25 protein-coding genes are annotated in these 24,077 nt (G+C 74.1%); 8 read left to right on the top strand and 17 right to left on the bottom strand.

What is annotated here, in order from left to right:
* From PKE99_RS03215 to PKE99_RS03170, 10 genes are all read right to left on the bottom strand, one after another.
* Complete coding sequence (locus tag PKE99_RS03215; protein ID WP_037039737.1) at positions 1 to 267, bottom strand: DUF1876 domain-containing protein; 267 nt, start codon at positions 265 to 267, stop codon at positions 1 to 3.
* Positions 268 to 375: 108 nt separating this feature from the next.
* Entirely contained in the window at positions 376 to 1,047 is a 672-nt protein-coding gene (locus PKE99_RS03210) for a chemotaxis protein CheB (RefSeq protein ID WP_051736639.1), read from the bottom strand.
* Between the two features lie 55 nt (positions 1,048 to 1,102).
* The gene (locus PKE99_RS03205; RefSeq protein ID WP_051736638.1) at positions 1,103 to 1,660 is read right to left on the bottom strand and encodes a hypothetical protein; all 558 of its coding nucleotides are present in this window, start codon (positions 1,658 to 1,660) and stop codon (positions 1,103 to 1,105) included.
* On the bottom strand, positions 1,657 to 1,896 hold the full coding sequence (locus PKE99_RS03200; RefSeq protein ID WP_037039735.1) for a hypothetical protein: 240 nt from the start codon (positions 1,894 to 1,896) through the stop codon (positions 1,657 to 1,659). The genes PKE99_RS03205 and PKE99_RS03200 overlap by 4 nt, the downstream gene beginning before the upstream one ends.
* A 17-nt stretch (positions 1,897 to 1,913) precedes the next feature.
* Positions 1,914 to 3,470: a DUF4389 domain-containing protein gene (locus tag PKE99_RS03195; RefSeq protein ID WP_037039733.1), complete on the bottom strand. Its 1,557-nt coding sequence runs from the start codon at positions 3,468 to 3,470 to the stop codon at positions 1,914 to 1,916.
* A gap of 125 nt (positions 3,471 to 3,595) precedes the next feature.
* Positions 3,596 to 4,276, bottom strand: a complete 681-nt coding sequence (locus PKE99_RS03190; RefSeq protein WP_051736637.1) for a CBS domain-containing protein — start codon at positions 4,274 to 4,276, stop codon at positions 3,596 to 3,598.
* Positions 4,273 to 4,779: a universal stress protein gene (locus tag PKE99_RS03185; RefSeq protein ID WP_051736636.1), complete on the bottom strand. Its 507-nt coding sequence runs from the start codon at positions 4,777 to 4,779 to the stop codon at positions 4,273 to 4,275. Before PKE99_RS03185 ends, PKE99_RS03190 begins: the two co-directional genes overlap by 4 nt.
* Positions 4,780 to 4,896: 117 nt before the next feature.
* Complete coding sequence (locus tag PKE99_RS03180) at positions 4,897 to 5,115, bottom strand: DUF1918 domain-containing protein (RefSeq protein ID WP_037039731.1); 219 nt, start codon at positions 5,113 to 5,115, stop codon at positions 4,897 to 4,899.
* 20 nt (positions 5,116 to 5,135) lie between these two features.
* On the bottom strand, positions 5,136 to 7,481 hold the full coding sequence (ppsA, locus tag PKE99_RS03175; RefSeq protein ID WP_037039728.1) for a phosphoenolpyruvate synthase: 2,346 nt from the start codon (positions 7,479 to 7,481) through the stop codon (positions 5,136 to 5,138).
* A complete protein-coding gene (locus PKE99_RS03170; protein WP_051736635.1) occupies positions 7,478 to 8,410 on the bottom strand; it encodes a universal stress protein in 933 nt (310 codons plus the stop codon). Before PKE99_RS03170 ends, ppsA begins: the two co-directional genes overlap by 4 nt.
* Positions 8,411 to 8,593: 183 nt before the next feature.
* On the opposite strand from PKE99_RS03170, the gene PKE99_RS03165 reads away from it, so the two are divergent.
* Together PKE99_RS03165 and PKE99_RS03160 are read left to right on the top strand one after the other, a co-directional pair.
* A complete protein-coding gene (locus PKE99_RS03165; RefSeq protein ID WP_081923672.1) occupies positions 8,594 to 9,610 on the top strand; it encodes an SPFH domain-containing protein in 1,017 nt (338 codons plus the stop codon).
* Positions 9,607 to 10,494 (top strand): universal stress protein, encoded by an 888-nt coding sequence (locus PKE99_RS03160; RefSeq protein WP_197040409.1) that lies wholly within the window; start codon positions 9,607 to 9,609, stop codon positions 10,492 to 10,494. The genes PKE99_RS03165 and PKE99_RS03160 overlap by 4 nt, the downstream gene beginning before the upstream one ends.
* A 72-nt stretch (positions 10,495 to 10,566) precedes the next feature.
* Here the strand turns inward: PKE99_RS03160 and PKE99_RS03155 are convergent, their stop codons facing one another.
* Positions 10,567 to 11,307 carry a SpoIIAA family protein gene (locus PKE99_RS03155; protein ID WP_037039724.1) on the bottom strand — a complete coding sequence of 247 codons (741 nt, stop codon included), beginning with the start codon at positions 11,305 to 11,307 and terminating at the stop codon, positions 10,567 to 10,569.
* A 255-nt stretch (positions 11,308 to 11,562) separates the two neighbouring features.
* On the opposite strand from PKE99_RS03155, the gene PKE99_RS03150 reads away from it, so the two are divergent.
* Positions 11,563 to 14,268, top strand: coding sequence for a cation-translocating P-type ATPase (locus PKE99_RS03150; RefSeq protein WP_051736634.1), 2,706 nt, complete (start codon positions 11,563 to 11,565; stop codon positions 14,266 to 14,268).
* Positions 14,269 to 14,297: 29 nt separating this feature from the next.
* Here PKE99_RS03150 and PKE99_RS03145 read toward each other — a convergent pair whose 3' ends face one another.
* Positions 14,298 to 14,834 (bottom strand): hypothetical protein, encoded by a 537-nt coding sequence (locus PKE99_RS03145; RefSeq protein WP_037040245.1) that lies wholly within the window; start codon positions 14,832 to 14,834, stop codon positions 14,298 to 14,300.
* 244 nt (positions 14,835 to 15,078) lie between these two features.
* Between PKE99_RS03145 and PKE99_RS03140 the strand changes: the two genes are divergently transcribed.
* Positions 15,079 to 15,723 (top strand): nitroreductase family deazaflavin-dependent oxidoreductase, encoded by a 645-nt coding sequence (locus PKE99_RS03140; protein WP_051736632.1) that lies wholly within the window; start codon positions 15,079 to 15,081, stop codon positions 15,721 to 15,723.
* Here PKE99_RS03140 and PKE99_RS03135 read toward each other — a convergent pair.
* Positions 15,644 to 16,453: a hypothetical protein gene (locus PKE99_RS03135; RefSeq protein WP_197040408.1), complete on the bottom strand. Its 810-nt coding sequence runs from the start codon at positions 16,451 to 16,453 to the stop codon at positions 15,644 to 15,646. The genes PKE99_RS03140 and PKE99_RS03135 overlap by 80 nt on opposite strands.
* Before the next feature lie 315 nt (positions 16,454 to 16,768).
* On the opposite strand from PKE99_RS03135, the gene PKE99_RS03130 reads away from it, so the two are divergent.
* The 3 genes from PKE99_RS03130 to PKE99_RS03120 are packed head-to-tail and all read left to right on the top strand — an operon-like array spanning position 16,769 to position 19,518.
* Positions 16,769 to 17,347, top strand: coding sequence for a hypothetical protein (locus PKE99_RS03130; RefSeq protein WP_037039721.1), 579 nt, complete (start codon positions 16,769 to 16,771; stop codon positions 17,345 to 17,347).
* Complete coding sequence (locus PKE99_RS03125; protein ID WP_037040237.1) at positions 17,344 to 18,900, top strand: FAD-dependent monooxygenase; 1,557 nt, start codon at positions 17,344 to 17,346, stop codon at positions 18,898 to 18,900. The genes PKE99_RS03130 and PKE99_RS03125 overlap by 4 nt, the downstream gene beginning before the upstream one ends.
* A gap of 12 nt (positions 18,901 to 18,912) precedes the next feature.
* On the top strand, positions 18,913 to 19,518 hold the full coding sequence (locus PKE99_RS03120; RefSeq protein WP_037039720.1) for a hypothetical protein: 606 nt from the start codon (positions 18,913 to 18,915) through the stop codon (positions 19,516 to 19,518).
* A 10-nt stretch (positions 19,519 to 19,528) separates the two neighbouring features.
* Here the strand turns inward: PKE99_RS03120 and PKE99_RS03115 are convergent, their stop codons facing one another.
* Both PKE99_RS03115 and PKE99_RS03110 read right to left on the bottom strand, forming a co-directional pair.
* The gene (locus PKE99_RS03115; protein ID WP_051736631.1) at positions 19,529 to 19,993 is read right to left on the bottom strand and encodes a universal stress protein; all 465 of its coding nucleotides are present in this window, start codon (positions 19,991 to 19,993) and stop codon (positions 19,529 to 19,531) included.
* Entirely contained in the window at positions 19,990 to 20,430 is a 441-nt protein-coding gene (locus PKE99_RS03110) for a CBS domain-containing protein (RefSeq protein WP_051736630.1), read from the bottom strand. The genes PKE99_RS03115 and PKE99_RS03110 overlap by 4 nt, the downstream gene beginning before the upstream one ends.
* 570 nt (positions 20,431 to 21,000) lie before the next feature.
* Between PKE99_RS03110 and PKE99_RS03105 the strand changes: the two genes are divergently transcribed.
* Positions 21,001 to 22,014: an acetylxylan esterase gene (locus PKE99_RS03105; protein WP_037039718.1), complete on the top strand. Its 1,014-nt coding sequence runs from the start codon at positions 21,001 to 21,003 to the stop codon at positions 22,012 to 22,014.
* Here the strand turns inward: PKE99_RS03105 and PKE99_RS03100 are convergent.
* Complete coding sequence (locus tag PKE99_RS03100) at positions 21,975 to 23,480, bottom strand: hypothetical protein (protein WP_037039716.1); 1,506 nt, start codon at positions 23,478 to 23,480, stop codon at positions 21,975 to 21,977. The genes PKE99_RS03105 and PKE99_RS03100 overlap by 40 nt on opposite strands.
* The gene (locus PKE99_RS03095) at positions 23,473 to 23,955 is read right to left on the bottom strand and encodes a cyclic nucleotide-binding domain-containing protein (RefSeq protein ID WP_037039714.1); all 483 of its coding nucleotides are present in this window, start codon (positions 23,953 to 23,955) and stop codon (positions 23,473 to 23,475) included. Before PKE99_RS03095 ends, PKE99_RS03100 begins: the two co-directional genes overlap by 8 nt.
* Between the last annotated feature and the right edge of the window lie 122 nt (positions 23,956 to 24,077).

Genomic DNA, 24,077 nt, shown 5'->3' with positions numbered 1-24,077 from the left:
TCAACCACCGGGCCGCACCGGCGCATTGGCCCGCTCCAGGTCGCCCGCGGCGATGTCGAGCAGCCGGTGGGTGAGTTCCGACAGTGCCCGGGCAGCCGCGAGCTCGTCACCGATCTCGGGCACGTCCCGGTCGGCCGGGTTCAACCGGGCCAGACCGACGCCCACCACGCGGTCGCTGTCGCGGGTGTGCAGGTGCGCCACCGCACGCGTTCTGCCCTCGTACTCGTCGATGTCGATCGACACGGTCCACCGTTTCGCCTCGTGCACGGTGTCCTCCTGGTTCGCTCGGATCCGTTGTGGATACTGCTCGGACGCGGCTGGGGTAGGAGTGCCGTCCTGCCCACGGGCCCGACCTGTCGGCCTCGTCGGCGGCCCTCAGATGCCGGCCCGGCCGACGGGGCCCGGCGCGGCGGTGGTGGGCGTCTCCGCCCGCCCGAGCTCCGCCCGCCCGAGCAAGGCGACGAGTGCGGCGGCGATGTCGTCGACGGGGAGGACCCGGTCGACGGCGTCGTCCCGCGCGATCGCCGCGGCGGGCATGGCGAAGTGGGCTGACGAGGCCTCGTCGGCCGCGAGGACGGTCCCGCCGAAATCGTGCACGGCCACCGCTCCCGTGGCGCCGTCCGACCCACCACCGGAGAGGATCACGGCGATGGTCCGCGGCCCGGCGGTGACGGCCAACGAGGACAGCAGCAGGTCCGCGGAGGGCCGGTAGGGCGGGGGCCCGTCGGTGGAGATGAGGGCGAGCGTCCCGGCGGTTGTCGCCAGCGCGTGCCGCCCGGGCGGGACCACGTACACACGGCCCTCGCGGAGCAGCTCGCCGTGCCGCACCTCGTGAACCGGCATGCAGCACCGTTTCGCGAGGATCGGAGCGAGCAGACCGCCCTGGCCCGGACGTTGGTGCTGCACCACCACGAAGGCGGCGGGCAGATCCGCGGGCAGCGGCCTCAGGACCCGGGCCAGGGCATCGAGCCCACCCGCCGAGCAGGCCAGCACGACGATCCGGGGCGGCCGCCCCGTCAGCGGGAAGGTTCCCGATCCGGCGGTCACGGTCAACGTCGGTCACCTCGCCTGGGACCCGCGCAGGTCGTCGGTCCCGGGTTCCTCATGACGCCCTCCGCTCGGAAGGCGTTCCGCCGGGAAGGGGCAGGCCCCCGTCGACGAACCGGCCGCGGTCCAGCCCCTCCACCACCACATGACTGATCGAGCCCCGCACGGACACGAGGGCCAGCACCCGCGTGAGCCGCGCCGCGTACCACTCGGCACGCTCGGCCCCGTCCCACTCGTAGACGCCGCGGTAGACCCCGGTCCACGGATCGGCGAGCCAGAGCTTGGTCACGAAGCCCGGGAAGCCTGCGAACAGTGGGGTGCTGAGCCCACAGGTCGCGCGGAACACGGCGTGCGCCCACCGCGACCGGCCGACCCACCGCAGCCGGAACCGGACCACGAGCACGACCGGGTCGGACGGCGGCCGGCCCCTGAGGGCCGTCTCCCGGAACACCGTCGACCGCGAACCGTCGTCGCTCCGCAGCCGGCGCCCGATCAGGCCCGCCGGTCGCGCGAAGGCACCGCTGACGAACAGCCGGGTGGTTCCCAGCGCCGACCGGACGACGGCCACGCAGATGTCCCCGGCAGCCGGCCGCGTCCCGGGTCGCGTGGTCACCGGTCGCTCCGCTCCAGGGGGGCGAGCGCGGCCCGCAGCCGCTCGTGCTCGTCGAGGTCGATCTCCCCCGCCGCCAGCCGTTCGTCGAGGATCCGACGCGCCCGGCCCGGGTCGCGGGCGTCGTCGCCGATTGCGGGCAACCCTCGCCGGGCCACGGCCACGGTGCCCGCGGCGGCACCCGCCGCTGCGGCCAGCAGCACGAGGAGCAGCCCGACCAACCAGACGGCTCCGGTCATCCCCCACGCTCCCCACATCATCGAACTGCCTCCTGTTCCCGGCGCGTCCGCGCGCCGGCGACGATGACGACGATCCCGATCACCAACAGCCCGAGGCCGGTCCAGAGGGCCACCGCAGAGGTGGCGCCGAGCACCGGCACCTGGGCACCGACCTGGACATCAGCCGCGACGGGGGCGGTGCCGTCGGCGTTCATCACCACTGCGGTCCAGCTGCCCGCCCCGGGCGTCCACAGGGCCGTCTGCGTGCCCGGGCCGGAGGCCGAGGCCGCCCAGAAGGTCTGGGCCGCCGGCGGGGTCGCGGGCGCGACTCCGACCAGCTCGTCGACCCGGGTGGCGATCCGCGGCGTCCCTGCCGTCAGCTCGCCACGCCACACGCCCTGCGCGACACCGTCGAGGTAGCGGGCGACGTCCGCGGTCGGGCCGATCCCGACGAACACGTCGCCGCCGCGGGAGGAGGTGGCCCGCAGGCTGACCTCCCCCACCACGCGCGCGACGGCGTCGGTGTCCGTGCCGGTGTCGATCAGCACGGGCTCGGTGCGCAGGGCTGCTCCGCCGGTGGAGGCGGTGCCGACACCGGAGGCGACGAAGCCGGCTGCGTCCCGACCGACCCGGTCGGTGACCAGGCCGGTGAACCCGGTGAAGGTCAGGCCGAGGGCGATCGCCGTCACGATGGCGCCCACGACGAGCAGCACGGACCGGCCGGCCGAGGGCGGCGGGACGGAGGTGCTTCGTGTCGGCGCCACCGGCGGGGACGGAGGTGCCTCGGCGCCGACGGGGCGGTCCAGGACCGCGGCACCGCCGGAGCGGAAGACGGTCGGCGAGGCGCCCGGCGTGACGGTGGGCGGTTCCGGCGCGGGCGGAACGGCGGCGGCCTCCCCGGGCCCGGCCGGCGGCACGGGCGGCGGGAGCGGCAGCGGTTCCGCGCCGCCCTGGTCGAGCCGGAACGGCGGGTACGCGTCGGTCATCAGCGCCGCGTAGGCGACCACGCGCAGCACCCACCGGTCGAACCCGAGCGCGAGGTCGAACAACCCGCGGGGGTAGCGGCCGGTGAACAGCAGCGCCACGACGGCGAACAGGACCAGCACGGTCACCAGGCCACCGTCGAAGCCGATGGCCCCGGTGGTGCCGATGCGCCACACGACGGTGCCGCCGGCCCCGATCAGGAAGACCAGCACGAGGTAGTGCGGGAGCGCCAGTAGCCACCATTTCACCAGCACGAGCCCGCGGGACAGCCGCTCCGGGTGGTCGATCTCGAGGCGGGCCGGGTAGTCCGGGCGGTCGGCGAGTGTGAACGGCGGGTAGCGGTCCGTGCCGTTCGCGGCGTAGCCGTAGTAGGCGACCCGCCACCCCCACCGCAGCACGCCGAGGTTGAACCCGAAGATGGCGCGGGGATAGCCGCCCGAGACGAGGATCGCGACGAACGCGACCACGGTCAGGACCCAGAACGCGAGTCCCAGGACGGCCAGCACGATCAGGTGCGGGACGAGCAGGAGCCACTTGACCAGCCAGAGCCAGCGCGACGGCTCGCCCTCGAGCTGCCCGGTGACCCGGACCGGGTACGCGGTGTTCGCCATGGTCGCCAGCCTCCGCCGCGTGCGGTCGTAGCGGCAGGGACGGCGGGCCCCGTCTCCGCCGCCGGAGGACCCGCTCCGCGCGGGCCCTCGGCCGGGGCGGAGCCCGCCCGTCCGGCAGGGTCCGCTCAGTACAGCGGGCCCGCGATCGGTTCGATCCACTCCTCGGAGACCAGCTGGTCGTGCACTGCGACGACCCCCTCCAGCCGCCCCACCAGCGCCCCGATCCGCGAGGCCTGCCCGCGGCGGGACACGGTGCCGCACAGCGTGACGACGCCGCGATCGACGTCGACGGACACCGCGTCGGCGGCATCACCGAGGATCGGTCGGACCACGCCCTCGATGACCTCCGCCCGCAGCTCCGCGTCGTCGCGCAGGAACACGCTCAGGATGTCGGTGCGGCCGAGCACACCGACGACGTGTTCGGCGGCCCCTCGGAACTCGGTCACCGCCAGCCAGCTCACTCCGCCCTGCCGCATCCGGCGTGCAGCCTCCGCGACGGACGCCTCCGGACGCACGGTCACCACCGCGGTACTCATGAGCGTCCGCGCCGTTGTCGGACGCCGTGGTTCCCGCCACCGACGGACGGGATCTCGTCCCGGCGGATCACCGAACTCCGCGATCCTGAGCAGGTCGGCCTCCGAGACCACCCCGAGCAGGCGGGTGCCCTCCACGACCGGCACGGCTCGGACGGCGTTCCGGGCCAGTACCCGGGCGACCTCGTCGAACTCGGTCTCCGGCGAGACGGACACCACCCGGGTGGACATGACGTCACGGGCCCGGGTCCGCCGCAACGGCGGGGCGGTCACCGCACCCTCCCCGCCGTCCGGGCCGGCTTCCCCGCCACCGGCGCTGTCCGGGGCGGCCGGACCACGGTGACCCGGCAGGGTGCGTGCAACACGCACTGCAGACCGACGGAGCCGAGCAGCGTGCTGGTGAGGCCGCCCCGGCCGCGGTGCCCCACGACGAGGTCGTCGGCGTCCTCCGCCTGGGCCACGAGCACCGCCGCCGGCGACCCCGCCAGCGCCAGGACGTCGACCGGGACGTCGGCCACCCGTGCGTCGGCCGGGACCAGGGCGGTTCGGACCTCGGCGACCGCCTCGCGGAGGCCGCTCTCGATCCTCTCCGCGATCTCGGCCGAGGTCGGGGGCGTGTTCAGCCGGTCGAACTCCGGCCAGTAGTCGGGCGCCTCGAAGGCCATCACGGCCCGCACCCGGGCTCCTCGTCGTGCGGCGTCGCCCACGGCGTACTCGAGGGCGGTGCGGGCACCGGCCGAGCCGTCCATCCCCACGACGATCGTCGGTGCTTCCATGCCTGCTCCCCTCGAGGGCCGGGCCGTCGCCGGCAGCCATGAGGGAGCATCCCGCGGAGGGCATCCCCCAAGTCACGGTCGCCGGTCCTCGGCGAGGGGGCCGGTGGACCTCCGCGATCACTGTCCGGGGGCCTCCTGGACGGGGTGCGTCGGGTGCCGCTCCAGGTGCGCGTCGGGTGGCGGGAAGACCAGGTTCTCGTGATCGTCCTCGAGCCAGCGCACCCGGTAGGGCGGCCCCCCGTCGGGATGCGCCAGCCCCACGATCTGACCGCGTCGGCCGTGCGACTCGTGCGGACCTGGCGGCACCACGAGCCAGTCTCCGATCCGTGCGTGCATCACGGCTCCTTCCCCGATGGTCACGATCCTGTCCGCGTCCGTCGGGCCGACTCGAGCAGCACGCGTCGCTCCGCCGCGGCGATCGCGGCGCGGGTGGTGTCGACAGCGTCCGGGTTGACCGAGATCGACGTGATCCCGGCGCGCACCAGGAACTCGGCGAAGGCGGGCCTCCGGCTCGGCGCCTGCCCGCACAACGATGTCGGCACGCCCAGCATCGTGGCCTGCTCGACGATCGACGAGATCGCCGCGAGCACCGCGGGGTCCGACTCGTCGAAGAGCTCGGCGAGCGCCTCGGAGTCGCGGTCCACCCCGAGCACGAGCTGGGTGAGGTCGTTGCTGCCGATGGAGACCCCGTCGATCCCCAGCCCGACGTACTCCGGCAGCCAGTGCACCACCGACGGCACCTCGGCGGTCAGCCACCGCTGCAGCCCGCGCCGGCGGCCCAGCGGACTGCCGTCGACGAGGTCGAGCACCGCCGCCAGCTCCCAGCGGGTCCGCACGAAGGGGATCATCAGGTGCACGTTCGGCCACCGCTCGCGGACCTCCGCGAGCATGCGCAGCTCCAAGGCGAACAGATCCGGCTCGCGCAGGTATCGGTAGGCGCCCCGGTAGCCGATCATCGGGTTCCGCTCGACCGGCTCGTACTCCTCACCACCCTGCAGCCCACGGAACTCGTTGCTGCGCAGATCGGTGGTGCGGTAGAGAACCGGGCGCGGCGCGAAGGCGGCGCCGATGCGGCCGACGGCGCCCACCATGGCGTCGACGAAGCCGGTCTCGTCGCCCGCGGCGAGCACCGCCCGCGGGTGCCGGCCGTTCAACGCGGAGGTGAGGGCGAGCTCGGCGCGCAGCAGCCCGACACCGTCGACGTCGAGTGCGGCGACGCGTTCCGCGGCCTCCGGCATCGCCAGATTGACGTGCAGCTGGGTGCCGGTCGTGATCCGCGCCGGAGCCCGGTCCGGCTCCACGACCCGGACGTCGGCGGCGGCTGCCGGCACGGCCCGTGCCTGGCCGCCCTGGGTCACCGTCCCGGAGTCGCCGTCGACGGTGACCAGCTCGCCGTCCGGCAGGTCCGCCGTGGCGGTGCGCGCACCCACGACGCACGGGATGCCCAGTTCCCGGGCCACGATCGACGCGTGGCACGTCACCCCACCCTGGTCGGTCACCACGGCGCCGGCGCGTCGTAGTGTCGGAAGCCAGTCCGGGTCGGTCCTCGGCGCGACCAGGACGTCCCCCTTGCGCAGGCGGTCCCCGTCGCGTGGCTCGTGCAGCACGCGGACGGGCCCGTCCCTGCGCCCCGGGGCGGCGCCGAGACCCGTGGCCAGCACGGTGCCGCGGGGCGGGCCCGCCGTCTCCGGTTCCTCGGCCGGCTCCTCGGGCCCCAGCTTGGTGGTGATCGGTCGGGTCTGCAGCAGCCAGAGCTGTTGCCCCGCCATCGCCCACTCCACGTCCTGCGGACGGCCGAAGTGCTCCTGCACCCGCACGGCGAGCCGCGCGACGGCCTGCGCCTGGGTGTCGGCGAGCACCCGGGCCCCGGCCCGTTCGTCGGTGAGCCGCACGCTCACGCCACGGCTGTCCGCCCCGCGCACGATCTCGTGGGTCTGGTGCCCGATCCGCACCGACTTCATGCCAAGGTCCGGGACGGCCAGGACGTAGGTGTCGGGTTCGACGGCTCCGCTCACCACGACCTCGCCCAGCCCGAGCGCGGCCTCGACCACGACCCGGTCACGGCGTCCGGTCGTCGGGTCGGCGGTGAAGGCGACGCCGGAGCGCTGCGCGTTCACCATCACCTGCACGACGACGGCGACCGCCGGCGGCGTGTTGTCGCCGAACTCGGCGCGGTAGGCCAGCGCTCTCGGGGACAACGCCGACGCCCAGCAGTCCGCGATCCGGTCGACGAGCTCGCTCGCGCCGCGGACGTCGGTGAACGTGGAGTGCACGCCGGCGAACGACATCGCCGAGCTGTCCTCGCCGAGTGCCGAGGACCGGACCGCGACGCTGACCGGCCCCAGGTCCTGGATCCCCAGGCCGGCGTACGCCGTGTGCACCTGCCGGACCAGGTCGGGCGGGAGGCCGGACTTGCGCACCAGGTCCTGCATCTGCTCGCAGAGCCCGGCGAGGGTCGCCTGGCGCTGCCGCTCGAAGGCCGCGCGGATCGCCCCGGTGTACAGCGTCCCCAGCTCCTCCTGGACGCCCGCGGCGGCCATCGAGTCGCGGTACGCGTCGGCGGTGAGGACGAAGCCCTTCGGCACGGGGAAGCCGGCCACGGTCAGCTCACCCAGGTTGGCGGCCTTGCCGCCGACCTCCCCGACATCGCCCGCGGTGACCTCGGACAGGAGCCGGACCCAGCGCGCTTCCAGCTGTGTCATCGCGCGACCTCCTCCGCGACGTCGGCGGGCGCCGACTCCGCGCTCGCAGCCGGTGCGTGAACCACCGCGTGAACCACTGCGACCGGGCACGGCGCGTGCTGCAGCAGGGCCTGCCCGACCGACCCGAGCACCCGGCCACGTAGGCCGCCGCGCCCCCGCGATCCGAGCACGACCAGGGAAGCGGTGCCGGCGTGCTCGATCAACGTCTTCGCGGCGTTCGCCCGCACCAGCACGCGGCGAACGTCGACCTCCGGGAATCTCTCCTCCCACGGCGCGAGGGCCCGGTCGAGCACGTCGCGCTCGTCCGCGGCGATCGCGTCCCAGTCCAGGAAGGGTTCCAGGAAGGGGTCGAGCGCGGCCTCCGCCCAGGCCCGGACAGCGACGAGCGGGCCACCGCCCCGCGCAGCCTCGACGAACGCGAACCCGAGCGCGGAGTCGCCGAGCGGGGTGCCGTCCACCCCCACCACGACGCCCCGGGCCCGATCGGTGGATCCTCGGACCACGACCACCGGGGAGGTGGCCTTCGCGGCGAGGGCGAGCCCGACGGAGCCGAGTAGCAGGCCCGTGAACCCACCGCGCCCTCGATGACCCACGACCACCAGCGCGGCGGTCGTCGACTCCTCGACGAGGACCTCGGCCGGCGCCCCTTCGATCACCTCGCGATCGATCTCGAGCTCGGGCGCCACGGCAGCGGCCGCGGCAGCCGCCGCGTCCAGCGGCCCACCGGCGGCCCGCATACGGGTCAGGTGCTGCTTGTCCGCCTCCCGGGGTGGAAGCACCAGATCGGCCCGCGGCGGCTGGACAGCGGCGACCAGGCGTAGCCGCACGCCGCGGCCCTCCGCCTCCGCCGCCGCCCATCGCACCGCCTCCAGGGCGTGGTCCGAACCGTCGATCCCGACGACGACCGCGCCGCCGACCATGCCCGCCATGCGTCCTCCCGGTGTGTGGGCGATCGCCCCACGGTCTGCCCGCGCGGCCCCGCCGCGCAGCGGCGCTCCGGCCCGTCCCGGCGAGGCCGAAGGGCCCGGCCCGGTCGGCGCGGGCACAAGGCCTGCGCGTGCGAGGTCCGTCGGCACCTGCTGCGGCGGCCCCGCCGCGTCACGCTCCGCTGCATGACCACTCTGACCTGGATCGTCGCAGCGGCGGTGCTCGTCCTGCTGCTCGCCGTCCTCAGCATTCGGCTCGTGCAGCAGTACGAGCGCGGTGTCGTCTTCCGCTTCGGCCGGGCCCTCGAGAGGGTCCGCCAACCCGGGCTGCGCTTCCTCGTCCCGATCGCCGACCGCATGGTGAAGGTGAGCACGCGGGTCGTGGTGCTGGCCGTCCCGGCCCAGGGCGCGATCACCCGGGACAACGTGACCGTCCAGGTCGACGCGGCGGTCTACTTCCGGGTCGTCGACCCGGTGAAGGCGATCGTCAACATCGAGGACTACCGCAACGCGGTCTCCCGGGTCGCCCAGACCTCGCTGCGGACCGTGATCGGGCGGGCCGACCTCGACACCCTGCTGTCGGACCGGCAACGCATCAGCGCCGAGCTCAAGACCCTCATCGACGCACCGACCGAGCAGCCGTGGGGCGTGCGGATCGAGCTGGTCGAGCTGCGCGACATCGCGTTGCCCGAGCAGATGACGCGGTCGATGTCCCGGCAGGCCGAGGCCGAACGCGAGCGGCGTGCTCGGGTGATCGCTGCGGACGGCGAACGTCAGGCGTCCGAACAGCTCAGCGTCGCGGCGGCCAGGATGTCGGGCACACCCGGTGCGCTCCAGCTACGCCTGCTGCAGACCGTGGCCGACGTCGCCGTCGAGAAGAACAGCACCCTCGTCATGCCCTTCCCCGTCGAGATCCTGCGCTTCTTCGACGAACGCACGCACGAGATGCGCGAGGCCGTCCGTGCCACGGCACCCCACGAGCAGGACCAGCCCCGTCCGGTCCCTCCGATGCCGCCCATCCCTCCGATGCGCGATCCCGCCGACCTGTGGCGGCGCTACCCGGACTACCCGGACGTCTCGTTCCCCGCCGACCGGCCGTCCCACGTACCGACCCCGGCAGAGCGCGACGCCGGACTCGTGACCACCGCCGAAAGGACCGACGACGCCGATACGCGCACGGAGACCCCTCGGTGGATCCGGTGAGCACCCCGCCGCCCGCCCGCCCCGTCGTCGTCGGGACGGACGGGTCGGGCGGGGCGACGCGAGCGGTGGCGTGGGCTGCCGACGAGGCGGGGCTGCGAGGGCTGCCCCTGCACGTCGTCTGCGTGGTTGCCCGCTCGTCATCCGGCCCGCTCCCGGAGACCGACGCCCTCCTCCGGCGGGCCGCCGCGATCGCGCGGATCAACGGGGGTGACCGGCCCGTCGAGACGCGGATCGCGGTCGGGACACCGGCGCATGTCCTCGCCCGGCTCGGCGCGGACGCCGACCTGCTCGTGGTGGGGAACCGCGGTGGCGGGCGGGCCCTGCCCACCATCGGGACCACGGCCGCCCGGCTGGCGCGCGCGGCCCCCTGTGCCCTCGCGGTGGTCCGGGCTGCACCGGGACGCCCGGTACCGGACCGCGCGCGGCCGATCCTGGTTGCGGTCGACGGGCGCCCCGGCAGCGCGGTTCTCGTCCGCCGCGCGGCCGAACTCGCGGCGGGACGCGACGCCGACCTGCACGTGGCACACGTCTGGGAAGAGAGCACCGGCGACATCCTCCGCAGGCTCGGACGCCGGGAACGGGTGCCCCATCGGGAGGAGGCCGAGCAGGCCCTGCAGGAAATCGCCTCGGCCGTCACGGCGGATCACCCCGAGCTGCGGGTTCGGTGGACCGTCGAGCGTGGCAGCCCGGCCTGGTCGGTGCTGCAGCTCTCGGAGCTGGCCCAGCTCGTGGTGGTGGGCCGGCATCGCGGGCGGGGCGTCGGGACCCTGGCCACCATGCTGCTCCACGCATCGAGCAGCCCGGTCCTGCTGGCCCCCCTTCCGCTCACCACGCCGTCCGCCGCCCGGACCACCGCCGACATCCCGGGCACGGTGACGTCCTGAGGGCCGGTCGATGCGGGCCCGGCACGGGCAGGAACCGGACCCGGCGACCGGTCCGGACCCGGTTCCCCCGGATCACGAGCCGGCGGCCCAGGCCTGCGCCGCCCGGAGGTCCGCGTACCCGAACGCGCGGATCTGCGGGTGCAGGACATGATCGGCGACCGACGCCACCGCGTCGGCGACCGGGACATCCGTGGCGAGTGCGAGGCGCCCGAGCTTGCCCTGGTGGCGCACCACGAACTGGATGTGCCGCACGAGGCTGCCCAGGCTCGTCCACCCCGGCACCCGGCGGACGTGCAGCACCAGACCGGGCAGCTCGCCGTGCTCGCGCATCCACGGGTCGATCGTGGCGGCGAGGCGCTCGAAGTCCTCGATCCGCAGCGCCTCGCTCACCTCGGCAGTGACGACTCCGGCCGTCTCGTCGAAAGTGACCTCGATCCTGGCCTCCGCCGGTAGCGCAGCCAGCCAGTCGGCCGCCGCGCGCCGTTCAGCCATGGGGAAGACCCGCATCGGGAACGGGACCACGAAGGCCGCCCACTGCGTCGGCGTCCTGATCCATCCGAGGTCGCTGACGACCGCGACCCCGTCGAAGGAGCCGACCGTCCGCAGCCCGAGGCGGACGTCGTCGACGACCGCAGGCGGCGTGAGCCCGCTGAAGTCGTCCTCGATCTCGATCAGGCACCGCATCCGGCCGCCCTCCCGCACCGCTTCGGCGACCATCGGGGTGATCACGTCCTCGTAGTCCTGCGGGGTGAGCCGGCCCCCGACCCTCAGGCCGAGGATGCCGTCGGGCAGGTCGGTCAGCTTCTCGATCATGTGGTCCTCCAGGCGTCCCGGCGCTCCCGTACGAGGGGAGCCGCACACCAGCGTGGGAGATCGACCGGCCTCCCGCGCGAGTCCGAAGACCTCCGTGGTGCCGCCGATGTCCTCCCGCCGGCGGTCCCTGCGACCCGGCAGGGGCGTACCGCACTGCCGACGGCCTTCGGTAACGGGCCGAAGGCCCCTGAGAGCAAGGGCTCCACACGGGGTTGCCTGGGAACGATCCCGTTGATCGCCCGCACAGGGAGCACGATGACCGCCAGCGCGCGTCAGGTCGCCGCGACCGGCACCACGACCGAGGACGCCGACCCCCGCGAGCCGGTCGAGGTGCTGCTGCGTGACCTGCACTCCTCCCGCTCGGGGCTGGGCTCGGCAGAGGCCGCCCGCCGGCTCGACCGCTACGGCCCGAACGTGCTCGAGCAACATGCGGGCCGGGAGTGGCCACGGGCGCTGCTGCGGCAGTTCACCCATCCCCTCGCCCTGCTGCTGATCGCCGCCGCGGTGCTCGCCTTCGTCTCCGGCACCCGCGAGCTCGGGTGGGCGATCCTGGCCGTGGTCGCACTGAACGCGGTGTTCGCGTTCGTCCAGGAGACCCAGGCGAGCAAGGCGGTCGAGGCGCTGGGGCGCTACCTGCCGCCGCGGTCGCGGGTGCGCCGTGATGGCGCCGTCGTCGAGATCCCCGCCGCCGAACTGGTGCCCGGCGACGTCGTGCTGATCGCCGAGGGCGACCGCGTGCCCGCCGACGCCCGCCTGCTGACCGGAGCGCTGGAGGTGGACGCGTCGGCGTTGACCGGGGAGTCGGTGCCGGTGGAGCGCGACGCGGCCGAGCCCGACGCCGCCGATCGCAAGCTCGACTCCCCGGTGCTCGTGTTCAGCGGCACGGCGTGCGTGGCCGGGGCCGCCGAGGCCGTCGTCCACGCCACGGGCCGGCACACGGAGATCGGCCGCATCGCCTCCCTCACCGGCCGACGGGGGCACGACGAGAGCCCGCTGGAGCGGCAGGTCCGCCGCGTGGCCTACCTGATCGCTGCGGTAGCCGTCGGCGTCGGGATCGCGTTCCTCCCCCTCGGCGTGCTCGCCGGGCTGTCGTGGACCGAGGCGGCGATCTTCGCCGTCGGCCTGCTCGTGGCCAACGTCCCCGAAGGGCTGCTGCCCACCATCACCCTGGCCCTCGCCGGCGGCGTCCGGGCCATGGCCCGTCGCGGCGCGCTGGTCAAGCGGCTGTCGGCGGTGGAGACACTCGGCTCCACCACGGTCGTCTGCACCGACAAGACCGGCACCCTGACCGTCGGACGGATGTCGGTGCAGGACGTGCGCGATCGCGGCGGACGGCCCCTCGCCGGCCCGGAACCCGAGCTGGCGGTCGCGGTGGCCCGCTGCGCCACTGCGGACGCCGCGGCCGGAACGGGGGACCCGACCGAGCTCGCACTGTTGGCGATGGCCGCCGAGGCCGGCGTCGACGTCCGTGTCGACACTCGCGACCGCGACCGGCGCGCCCTGTTCGCCTTCGACGCCCGCCGCCGCACCATGGCCACCCTCGACGACCTCCCGGACGGCCGGTGGGTCCACGTGAAGGGCGCACCGGAGGTGCTCGTCCCCCGCTGCAGGCTCGCCCCGGACCGAGCCACCGCGATCGAGGCCGCGGTCGACGAGATGGCCGGCCGCGGTCTGCGCGTCCTCGCCGTCGCCCGTCGCCCGTGGACCGGGGAGACCGCGCCGGCCCGCGACGTCGCCGAGGGGCCGGGACTCGACCTGCTCGGCCTGGTCGGGCTGCTCGACCCGCCCCGCCCCGAGGTGGCCGCCGCGGTGGCCGCATGCCACTCCGCCGGGATACGGGTGCACGTCGTGACCGGCGACAACGGCCGCACGGCCGCCGAGATCGCCCGTCGGGTCGGACTGCGAGCCGACCGGATCGTCGAGGGCGACGAGCTCGACGTCATGACCGACCCGGACCTGCACCGGCTGCTGGCCGGTCGCGGGGAGATCGTGTTCTCCCGCGCAGCGCCCGAGGCCAAGCTGCGCATCGCCGACGCGTTGCGCGCCGACGGCCAGACCGTGGCGATGACCGGAGACGGCGTCAACGACGCCCCCGCCCTCCACCACGCCGACATCGGCGTGGCGATGGGACGCGAGGGCACCGAGGTCGCCCGCGAGGCCGCCACCATGATCCTCACCGACGACAACTTCGCCACCGTGGTCGCCGGGGTCGAGGAGGGCCGGCGGGTCTTCGACAACGTGCGCAAGTTCGTGCTCTACATCTTCGCCCACGCCATCCCCGAGATCGTGCCGTTCCTGCTGTTCGCCCTGTCCGGCGGACTCGTCCCACTCCCGTTGACCGTGCTGCAGATCCTCGCCGTCGACCTCGGCACCGAGACGCTGCCCGCGCTCGCGCTGGGTCGGGAGAAGGCCGAGCCCGGGCTCATGGAACGTCCACCCCGGCCCCGCGGCCGAGGGGTGATCGACAGGCGAATGTTGCTGCGTGCGTGGGGGATCATGGGCGTGGTCTCGGCCGCCCTCGGCCTGGCCCTGTTCCTGCTTGTCCTCACCGGTGCCGGCTGGGCTCCCGGCGCCGACACCGGGCCCGGCTCAGCCCTGCACCATGCCTACCTACAGGCCACCACGGCCAGCTTCGCCGCGATCGTCGCCTGTCAGATCGGTACCGCGTTCGCCGCCCGGACCGATCACACCTCACTGTGGCGCATCGGCGTGAGCAGTAACCGCCTGCTGCTCGCCGGGATCGCGTTCGAGATCGCCTTCGCCGCTGCCGTGATCTACCTCCCCGCCCTGCAGACCGTCTTCGGCACCGCTGCCCTCCCGGGCTGGGCGTTGCTGCTCCTGCTGCCCATGCCCGTCATCGTGTGGGGTGTGGACGAGGCCTACCGCTGGACGGGCCGCCACCGGGTGGCACGCACGCGGGCTGACGACCCTCGACCAGTCGCCCATGGAGTTCTGCGGTGAGCGCCGGTGAGCGGCGACGGCAGGCCGACTCACCGGCTGTCGGCGCGGGCGGCAGCCAGCTCTCCCAGCGTCCGGCCCCAGGCGCGTGCACGGTCCTCCTCGCCGTCGATCAACGGCCCCTTGGTGTCGGCGACGAAGAAGTGCTGGGCAGGCGCGAGGATCACCGCTCCGAGCTTCCCGAGGAGCTTCTCCTCCGTCCGCGCGGCATGATCCATCTTCACCAGGATCCGGTGTCCGCTGGTGCGCGTATCGAACGCGGCGGCAGCGAGCCGGCCGGGAGGGACCCGGACCGCCTCCAGCCACTCGTGCAGGCCCGTGGCGAGGTCGGGGATGACGGCACCGTGCTGCGACACCGCGCCCTCCCGGGTGGAGGGCCGCGGCATACCGAAGGCGTGATTGGGGCCGCCGACGACGAGGAGCCGGACGTCGGGGCCGAGCTCGGGCGGGGCCTCGGCGGCGGCGACCGCGGTCGCTTCCAGGAACGCCGACAGCCCGTCGCCGACTGCGTGCGCGATCGCGCGGGCGTCGCCGAACACCGACTCGTAGACCACCAGGGCACGTTCCATGCTCATCACCTCGCTCACCGGCCTTGCTGACGCCTTCCACGCTAGGAACCGCCCGGGCCATCCCCAACAGGCGAATGACCTTCATCCCGGAGACGAAGGACGCGTCGGAGCCGATCGGTCCGAACGGCAGCTGCGTCCTGCCCGGGATCGCCAGGACCATAGCCACTGGCGATCGGTCGATCGCCGTCGTTCGCTGCCTCCAGCACCGTGCACTGCGCCGAGACCTTCTGCGGAGGTGCGGACCGTGAGCGAGTCGAGAACTTCCCGGTCTCCTGGCCACGACCGGCATCTGCTCGGACTGCGCCGGCAGCCCGGCCGCCTGGCGGTCGCGATCTTCCGGCTGCCGCTGAAGGCCTACCGGCACAACGCCGGGCCGGCACTGGGCCGCACCTTCTTGGCGTTCACCCATGTCGGGCGCCGGACGAGACTCCCGCACCAGGCGGTCGCGATGGTGTTGCGCTACGTCGAGGCCAGCGGCGAGGCGGTGATCTGTGCCGGCTGGGGTCCGCAGACGGAGTGGTACCGCAACCTGCGAGCGGAGCCCGCCACCCAGGTTCAGTTGGGCGGGCGCACGTTCACCCCGCAACAGCGGTTCCTCACCGAGGAGGAGGCGTTCGACGTCGCTATGCAGTTCCGCCGTGCGCACCCGCGCCGGATGCGCCTGATCAGCACCGTTCTCGGCTGGGGGAACCTGCGCGACGACGGCCCGTTGCGGGAGTTCGTCCGCACCCACCCGTTCGTCGCCTTCCGGCCGACCGAGCCACCCGCACCACAGGCTCCGCCTGGTCGAGAGCGGTCAGCGCACGTCCTCAGCGCGGGTTCGTCCGACCCGGCGGATCCTCGCTCGCGCCCGGCTCCTTCCCGCCTCCGCCGGCTGCGGTCCCGATGACCGCGGCATCGACGCCCATTGCTTCCATCAGCTGCTGAGTCCGGTGCCGGCACACTCGCCACCGACGCTCGTTGTCGTGCACCAGACCAGCCGATTCACAGCACAGGTCGGCCGCCCGCGAAATGATCTCGGCGATGGCGTACAGCCGGGCCGCCCCCGTCCGGGAACCGCCGAGGTCGGCACGCAGAGCGGCGGGGTCGAGGTCCACGCCCTCGAGCATGTCGGCGGCGCGGGCCAGCAAGATCCCGATCAACGACTGCATGTGCGCGGCCAGCCAGTCGTTGCTGATGATCCGGTGTCGCTCGCCCATCACCTCGGCCAGCCCGTCGAACGCCAGCATCGACGCAGCCGTCTCCCAGGAGGCCCGCATGGCATTCGCCAGCCACTCGCCGCCCTCGGTGAAGGCGTCGGCCTGCGAACGGAGTTCGCGGATCATCGCGGTGATCTCGGCCGGGCGCCCCTCGCCCTCCATGAACAGCACACCGTCGAGCGCAGTCGCCGCCTCGCTGTTGAGGTCGTTGGCGCCCGCGAACGGGTTCGGGCCCCGACGGACGGACGGCTCGGCGATGGCCCACCGGTCGGCCAGCGCCGACAGGGCGCGGGCGTGTCGGTGCAGCCGCAGCGCGGTCTCCAACGGAGATGTGCTGTAGAAGCGCTCGTGCTGTTGATGGAACCGGGCAAGATTCAGCGCCGCTTCCAGCAGCGTGCTCGGCCCCGCCGAGCGGCTCACCGGAGCGCCCCGGTCGACTGCCGGCGGACGGTCGGGGCGGTGATAGCGCCCGCGTCCGGGATCAGGAACGAGAGACCGTTCATGCTGCCCACCGTCGTCCGTGCCTCGGACGCCGAGCAGGGCCCAACGTCCCGAACCCGGGGCGGGCGTGAGTCGTACACGCCGATGTCCCGGACGCGGCTACCGGGGGCGGCCGCAGCACGGGCGAAGCGACCTGCGCATCCCTGCCATTCGTCCCTGCCGTCGTCCCGGTCCGGCCGGACAGGCTGCCCGGGTAGTGGCGACACCCGGCGGAAGGACGAGGAGACCGACATCGTGACGGCAAGCGAGCACGAGCCCCTCCCGGTGGCCTGCGCCGTTCGCGCACTGGCCCGGTGCGCCGCGATCACCGCGGTGTTGCTCGGCCGCCGCCGGGTCCACCTACCCCGGGGCCACGTGGGCATGCGCCTGCGGTTCGCCGACGGCACCTCGGCCCGCGTGTACCGCGAGACGGTGGTGGACCGCCCGGGACCGGAGGATCCGAGCGTGCTCGTGGTCGAGTTCCGGCTCCGGGCTGTGCGCGGCCGCCTCGCACACGCCGCCTTCCGGATCGAGAGCATCCTCAACACGCCGCTGTTCGTGGGGTTCCCCGGGTACGTGTCGAAGCTGTGGCTGGCCCACGACGAGCAGGGCGTCTACCGCGGTCTCTACGAATGGGACGACCCGGCGCTCGCCGAGGCCTACGCACGCGCCCTGTGGTGGGTGCTCGCGCTGGTGTGCGTGCGCGGCTCGATCCATTACCAGGTGCTGCCGGGGCTGCGGCGCGACGAGCTGCTGCAGGACCCTTCGGTGGCTGGCCGGGTGGCGACCGGCGACACAGAGGCGCAGTGGTGGCGCCCGGTCGCGGTCGCGTGACTCCACGACCGCACGTTCTCGTGGTCGGCGCCGGACCGACCGGCCTGGCGCTGGCTCTCCAGGCGCAGGCACACGGTGCCCATGTCCGGGTGGTGGAGCGCCGGCCGTCGGTCTTCCGGCCGTCCCGGGCACTCATCGTGCACCCGCGCACCCTGGAGGTGCTCCGACCGCTCGGGGTCGTGGACGATCTCCTTGCACGAGCGGACACCGCTCCCGCCGCGCAGCTACACCTGGGTCGGCGGGTCGTGCCCGTGCGGCTCGGCCGGATCGACCTGCCGGACACCGCCTATCCGCACCTGACGCTGCTACGGCAGGCCGACGTCGAGGCGGTGCTCGATCGGGCACTCGGCGAGCGCGGGGTGCAGGTGCAGCGCGGCACCGAACTCATCGGCATCTCCGACGGCGGCGGAGTCGGGGCGCACGTCATGCTGCACGGGCCCGACGGCTCCGAACGCGGGTGGTACCGGTGGGTCGCCGGCTGCGACGGCGCCGACAGCACGGTCCGCCGAGTCGCCGGCATCGGCTGGTACGGCGCCGGCTACCACCCGGAGATCGTGCTGGCCGACCTCGAACTCGACGGCGACCTCGCTCCGGGCGTCGCCCACGTGGTCGCCGGGCGCCGCGGGCTGCTGTTCGTGTTCGCCCTGGGCGAGTGCGCGACGTGGCGGCTGCTGGCCACCCGACCCTGTACCGACCCGGCACTCGCGTTCGGGCAGCCCGGACCACCGGTCGACCGGAGCGAGTTGCAGCACCTGCTCGACGAAGCCGGACTGCCGGCACGCATCCGTGGGGTCGGCTGGTCCAGCCGGGTGCGAGTTCAGCATCGGCTGGCCGCCACATACCGACGCGGCCCCCTGTTCCTCGCCGGCGACGCCGCGCACACCCACTCCCCCGCCGCCGCACAAGGCATGAACACCGGTATCCAGGACGCGGCCAACCTCGGGTGGAAGCTCGCCCTCGCCGCCGCGAGCACCACACCCGAGGAGCTGCTCGACTCCTACGACCGGGAGCGACGGCCGGTGGCCCGCCACGTGCTCGCCCTCACGCACCTGGTGTTCTGGGCCGAGGCCTCGGCGAACCCCCTGGCGTCGTTCGTCCGCGGCACGCTCGCCCCGCTCGCCGCGCCGGCCGTGCCGGTCGCCCTGCGCCGGCGATGGCCCCTCACCGAGATCGTCCGGCTGCTCGCACGTTTCGGCGAGAACTACCGTCGCAGCCCGATCTCCGTCGAGGCGGCGGCTGCTCACACCGGCGGACCGCGTTCCGGGGACCGGCTGCCCGACGCCACTGTCACGGCCGGCGGCCGCGACGTGCGGCTGCACGAGCTGATCGCCCGGCCCGGCTTGCACGTCCTGCTGTCCGGCGATCTGCCGGTCCCGGACGCGCCGGTGGCGGCCCCGCCCGTGCACGTGCACCGACTGACCCGCGCGCCGTGGACCGGCGCCCTCGTCGTCCGCCCCGACGGCCACATCGGATACCGCGGTGCGCCCGACATCGCTCTCCGCCGCTGGCTGGGTCGGGTCGGAGCACCCGTGGCCAGTACGAGCGAGGAATAGCGAGGAGCACCTGTGACGACCACCGACAGCGGGACGGGCGGATCGGTTCCCGCGCCGCCCCGAGAGCTCGCGATCGACCGGCTCGTTCCGGTCCACGACGTCCGCATGGTCCAGAACGTCGTGGTCGACGCGCCCACCGACGTGACCTTCCGCGCGATCGACCGACTCGATCTCGGCCGGGATCGGCTCGTCGCCGCCGTCAGTGCCGCCCGCCTACTGCCCGACCGTATCCGACGTCGTCGGCGGGGTGAGCAGCCGACGGCGTCCGGCGACTACGACCGATTCACCGCGATGTGGACACCCCTTGCCGAGGAGCAGGGCGTGGAGAAGGTGCTCGGCCTGGTCGGCGCGTTCTGGGAGCGGGACGCCGGTCTGATCCGGGTCACCGCCGAGGATTTCGCCTCCTTCGACCGGCCGGGGTTCGGCAAGGTCGTGATGAGCTACATCGTCCTTCCCTACGGGCACGGTTCGATCCTCGCGCTCGAGACGCGCGTCACGCTCACCGACGCCGCGGCCCGCCGCCGGTTCCGCCGCTACTGGACGCTGATCGGACCGGGTGCCCACCTCATCACAGCGCGGATGTTGCAGCTCATCAAGGCCGACGCCGAGGGGCGGTGACCCCACGAGCTCAGGTGGGCTCGTGCACCACGAGTACGGGGCAGCGGGCGTGCGTCGTCACGTGCTGGGCGGTCGAGCCCAGCAGCAGGCCGACGAAGCCCCCGTGCCCACGACTGCCGACGACCACCAGCTCGGCGTCCTTCGCCGCCTCGAGCAGCAGTGCGGAGGCGTTGCCCTCGGCGACCTCGGTGGTCACGGCCTGCACCTGCTCGGGCGGCAGCGCGGCCCGGACGGCGTCCTCCAGCGTCTGGCGGGCGCGCTCCGGCCAGTCGCTCCAGGCCTGGGACACGGCCATCGGCGCATAGTGCACCGGAATCGACCAGGTGATGACCGCGCGTACCGGCGCGCCGGTCAGTTCGGACTGCCGCACCGCCCAACGCAGGGCCTCGAGCGACGACGGCGATCCGTCGACGCCCACGACGATCTCACCACGCCCCCGTCCGGCTCCGCCCGCCTCGCGATCTGCCTCGGTCATGGCCGGCCGTCCCGACGCATCCCGCCCAGGGTCTGCTCGGACGACGGTCGGCGTTCGGTGACGAGGCGCAGGACGTCCTGCCTCGTCACCATCCCGACCACGTCCTCCCCGTCCACCACCGGCATCGCAGGCAACCCCTTCTTCAGCATCTCGTCGGCCACATCGGCAAGGTCGTCGCTCGGACGAGCGGACGCGGGTCGGTGCGTCATCACCGCGGCGACCACGCACTCCGGGTCGATCTCGATCGTCCAACTGCCGGGCGGGAGCCGCCCGCGCGTCAGGTCGGCCTCCCCCACGACGCCGACGAGGCGCCCCTCGTCGTCGACCACCGGCGCCGCACACTGACCGTGGGACGCAAGGATGGACGCCGCTGCCTGCAGGGGCGTGTCGGGCCGCAGCGTCGTGACCGACGCGTCTACGGCATCGCGAACCTTCATCACGTCCTCCTGGTTCCGAGGCGTCCACCGCGAACTACCACCGTCCACGGTGGCCTCCGGACGGGATCGGCGGCAGGTGCCTAAGGACCCGGGTCCCCGGACCACCGACCTGGCACGCCGGACGGTCGGGCCGGAGCACCGGGGGCCTACGGCACTGCTGAGCAGATCGCCCGGTGTTGCCCCGCTGCGCTCTCGCGACGTCCGCGTGATCGTCTCGAACCGCGCCCGCGGCGTGCACGCCGAGCCGGAACGCCATGACATCTCCCCCGACGCCTGGTACGACACCGCTGGCGAGGCACTTGCCGCCTACGAGTAGGAGACCAGCCGTGGCTGAACGCGCTGGATGCGGGTTGGTGCGTCGGGTGGGCGCCTGCGCCCGCGGGCACTTCCTGACCGCGCCCGGTGGGCCATCCCGCCTGTCGCATGGAGCCCGAAGGACGTCTTGTGCGCGAAGCAGAACCACGGCGACGGACGTGCAGCGCCTCCGGTCCGAGCGATGCGGTCACCTCGAGCGGTCGACGACCACCATGTGCGCCGTCGCCAGGATCTCGACGCAGGGCCGGTCGTGACATGGGCGCACACGCGGGCGCGCTCGCGCAGGCCGACGCTCCGTGCCGTCCCCCCGACCTCGACGCGTTCTGGGCCGCAACGCTTGCGCAGCTGCGCGAGGTGCCCGCCGACCTCCGCCGGAGTCCGCGGCCCGCGCCGAGCGCCGGCACGGTCGCCCACGACCTGCAATTCCGGTCCTGGGGCGGGCAGGCGATCTCCGGGTACGCGATCAGCTGGGAGGGCCCGGCACCCCGGCCCCTGGTCGTCCACGCCCATGGGTACCGGTCGCGGGCCGTCCCCCGGCTCGAGTGGGTCCGCGCGGGCTGCCACGTCGTGGGCTTCGACGTCCGTGGGTTCGGTCGATCCCGCGCGGCAGTCCCGACCCCGGCACCGGCGGGCTGGCTGCTGACGGGCGCGCGCCGGCCCGAGACGTCCGTGCTGCGTGGTGCGGTGTGCGACTACGTACGGGCGACCGAGATCGCCGCGGCCCTCGGGGTTCCGACGCTGCGCGCGGTCAGCCACGGGGTCAGCCTCGCGGGCGGGCTGGCGTTGCTGGCCGAGGCGGTGGCGCCGCGTGCCGACCTGCTCGTGCTGGGGGTGCCCACCTTCGGGTGGACGGAGGGCCGCCGGCTGCTCGTCGAGGCCGGGTCGGGCGCCGAGGTCGCCTCGTTCCTCGAGCAGCACCCGCAGTACCCCGAGGACGACCTGCAAGCAGTTCTGGCCTACTTCGACACCGCCCTGCTGGCACCCCGTGTCGGCTGCCCGACCCTGGTCGGCCTCGGCCTGGTCGACCGCGTGGTGCCGCGCGCCACCGTGGAGGCGGTCCTCGCACGGTTCCGGGCGCCGTGCGAGGTCATGACCTTCCCGGTGAGCCACGACGCCGGCCCCGCCATGCGCTCATGGGACCGGTTCGACGAGCGCTGGCTCGGGCTGGCTGTCGGCGGGGTGCCGAACGGGTTCGGACGGAACGGGGCCGGGCAGGACCGTTCCCGTCGTCAGCGCAGCGCCGCCGCCTCGCGCACCCAGCCCCGATAGCGCGGGGTCAGGTCGTCGTCGACGAACCGCGCGACCTGCTCGGGGTCGGTAGGGTCGGTGACGACGTCGGACATCCGGAACGGCTCGGCGACCACGGCGCCGAGCACGGCCCGGCTGAGCCGCTGGTCGAAGTTCGCGACCGCCACCGGGACGACCAAGGGTTCCGGGTCGAGCCGGCCGGCCAGCCGGAAGGCTCCGAGGCGCAGGCGGGCCGGTGACCCCGCGGTGGGGCCCGGGCGGCCCTCGGGGCAGACGACGAGGTCGTCGCCGGCCCGCAACGTCGCGGACGCCTCGGCCACGAAGCGCTCGTACCGCTCGGCCCGCTGCTCCGGAGTCGGCGGACCCACCTCCGAGGACGGGACCATGACGTAGCCCAGGCGAGCGTAGTAGCGCGCGTGCCCCGCCTCGTGCCAGTGCGAGTCCCGCACCACCCGGACCGGCGCCCGCCCATAGGTCCGGTAGAGGATCATCGACGACACGAAATGCGTGTCGAGGATCAGGCTGAACCCGTTCGGCAGGCGGTTGCCGGGGTGGCTGTCCAGGTGGTTGCACAGCACGACGTTGCCCGGACTCGGCGGCAGCCGGTCGAGGCCCGCGATGCGGTACTCCGTGTGGGCGAACAGGTCGACGAGCGCCCGGCAGGACCGGGCCCGGACCTCTTCGGGCCGGAGGTCCGCCGGCGCCGAAGCGACCGCCTCGTAGACCCGCTGCAAGCCCATGTACACCCGCAGCTCCCGGCGGACGCCCGCGAGCACGTCGAGCGCCTCACGCGCGATCTCGGCCTCGACCGCCTCGGGTCCGTCGCGGATCACCTCGAGCGCCCGGAAGGCGTCGACCACGGTCGGGCGGGAGCGCAGGTAGCCGGGGATGCGGTGCAGCGGCGACGTGACTCGCAACTCCTCGGCATGGTGCGCGACGAGCGCGGCGACCGCGTCCGTCTCCTCGTCGTAGCGGCCGGTCACCAGGCGGGTGTGCTGGCGCCGCAGCTGCCCGCCCGCCAGCCAGAGCAACAGCTCGTACAGCCGCGCCGCGAACGTCTCGTCGGAGCGGCAGGCTGCGTCGATCACCTCCCGGTCGACGCGCAGTAGCCGGGTCCGGGAGGCCGCGTGCGCGTCCCAACGGTGCCGGTCGGGCCGGACCATGCCGTCCCAGCCGACGGGGTAGCCGGGCGTCGTGACCGACCGCCGCACGATCCCGTCGACACCGCCGTCGACCAGGCCGTCCGTCTCCTTGTCGCCGGCGGGACCGGCGCCGGTACCGCCGCCGGACACCGGGCCGAGGACGATCTCGCCCTCGACGAGGAACCACAGGGCCGTCCCCCACTCGCCCTCGCCGTGTAGGCGTGCGCCGGGAGGCAGGGTCACCCACGTCGCGTGCTCGGCGAAGAGATCCCGGTCGCCGTCGTGCAGCTGCTCGAGCAGGGCGAGCCCGGCGAACCAGCGGCGCACCGCAACGAGGTCACGCATTCCTGGGGGCCTCCACAGGCTCCGACGCGGGCAGGGCCCACCGCGCCTGCAGGTCCCGCGTGCGGTCCGCCAGCGCGCCCGCGACCAGCCCGCACACGGCCGCCGTCCAGCGCGGCGGGCCGTCACGCACCACCGCGATCGGCAGCCTCAGGATCCGAGAGTCTGCGTCCGCGCGGAGCGTGGCCGTCGCCCGTCCCGGCGCGACCAGACCTGACCAGCCGAACGCTCGCCCGGACTCCTCGGTGGTCTCGACCACCAGGTCGCCGGTGCCCGCGAAGTCGATCAGGGTCGCGATCCGCCCCCGGACGAGCACGATCAGGTCGTCGACGGCGGACCGCTGCCGCAGCAGGACCGTGCCCCCTGGGACGTCCTGCACCGTGGAGCGCCGGTCGAGCTCGCGGGCCAACGCGGCGGGCAGCGCGGACCCGCCCGGAAGCAGGTCGCCGAGCGGCGGCGACGACGGCCCGGCACCCATGCCCCGATGCTGCTCTCCGCACTGCAGCGCGGGCAGGGACCTTCGGCCCTGCGCACATCGCCCGCTCGTCGGGAACCTTTCGCCGGGCGGGCGCTGCCCGCCGGCAGTCAGGCAATCCGGTG

Source organism: Pseudonocardia halophobica (assembly GCF_027922425.1).
In the GTDB taxonomy this organism is placed as follows: domain Bacteria; phylum Actinomycetota; class Actinomycetes; order Mycobacteriales; family Pseudonocardiaceae; genus Pseudonocardia; species Pseudonocardia halophobica.
This window is presented reverse-complemented; position numbering and strand designations above follow the sequence as displayed.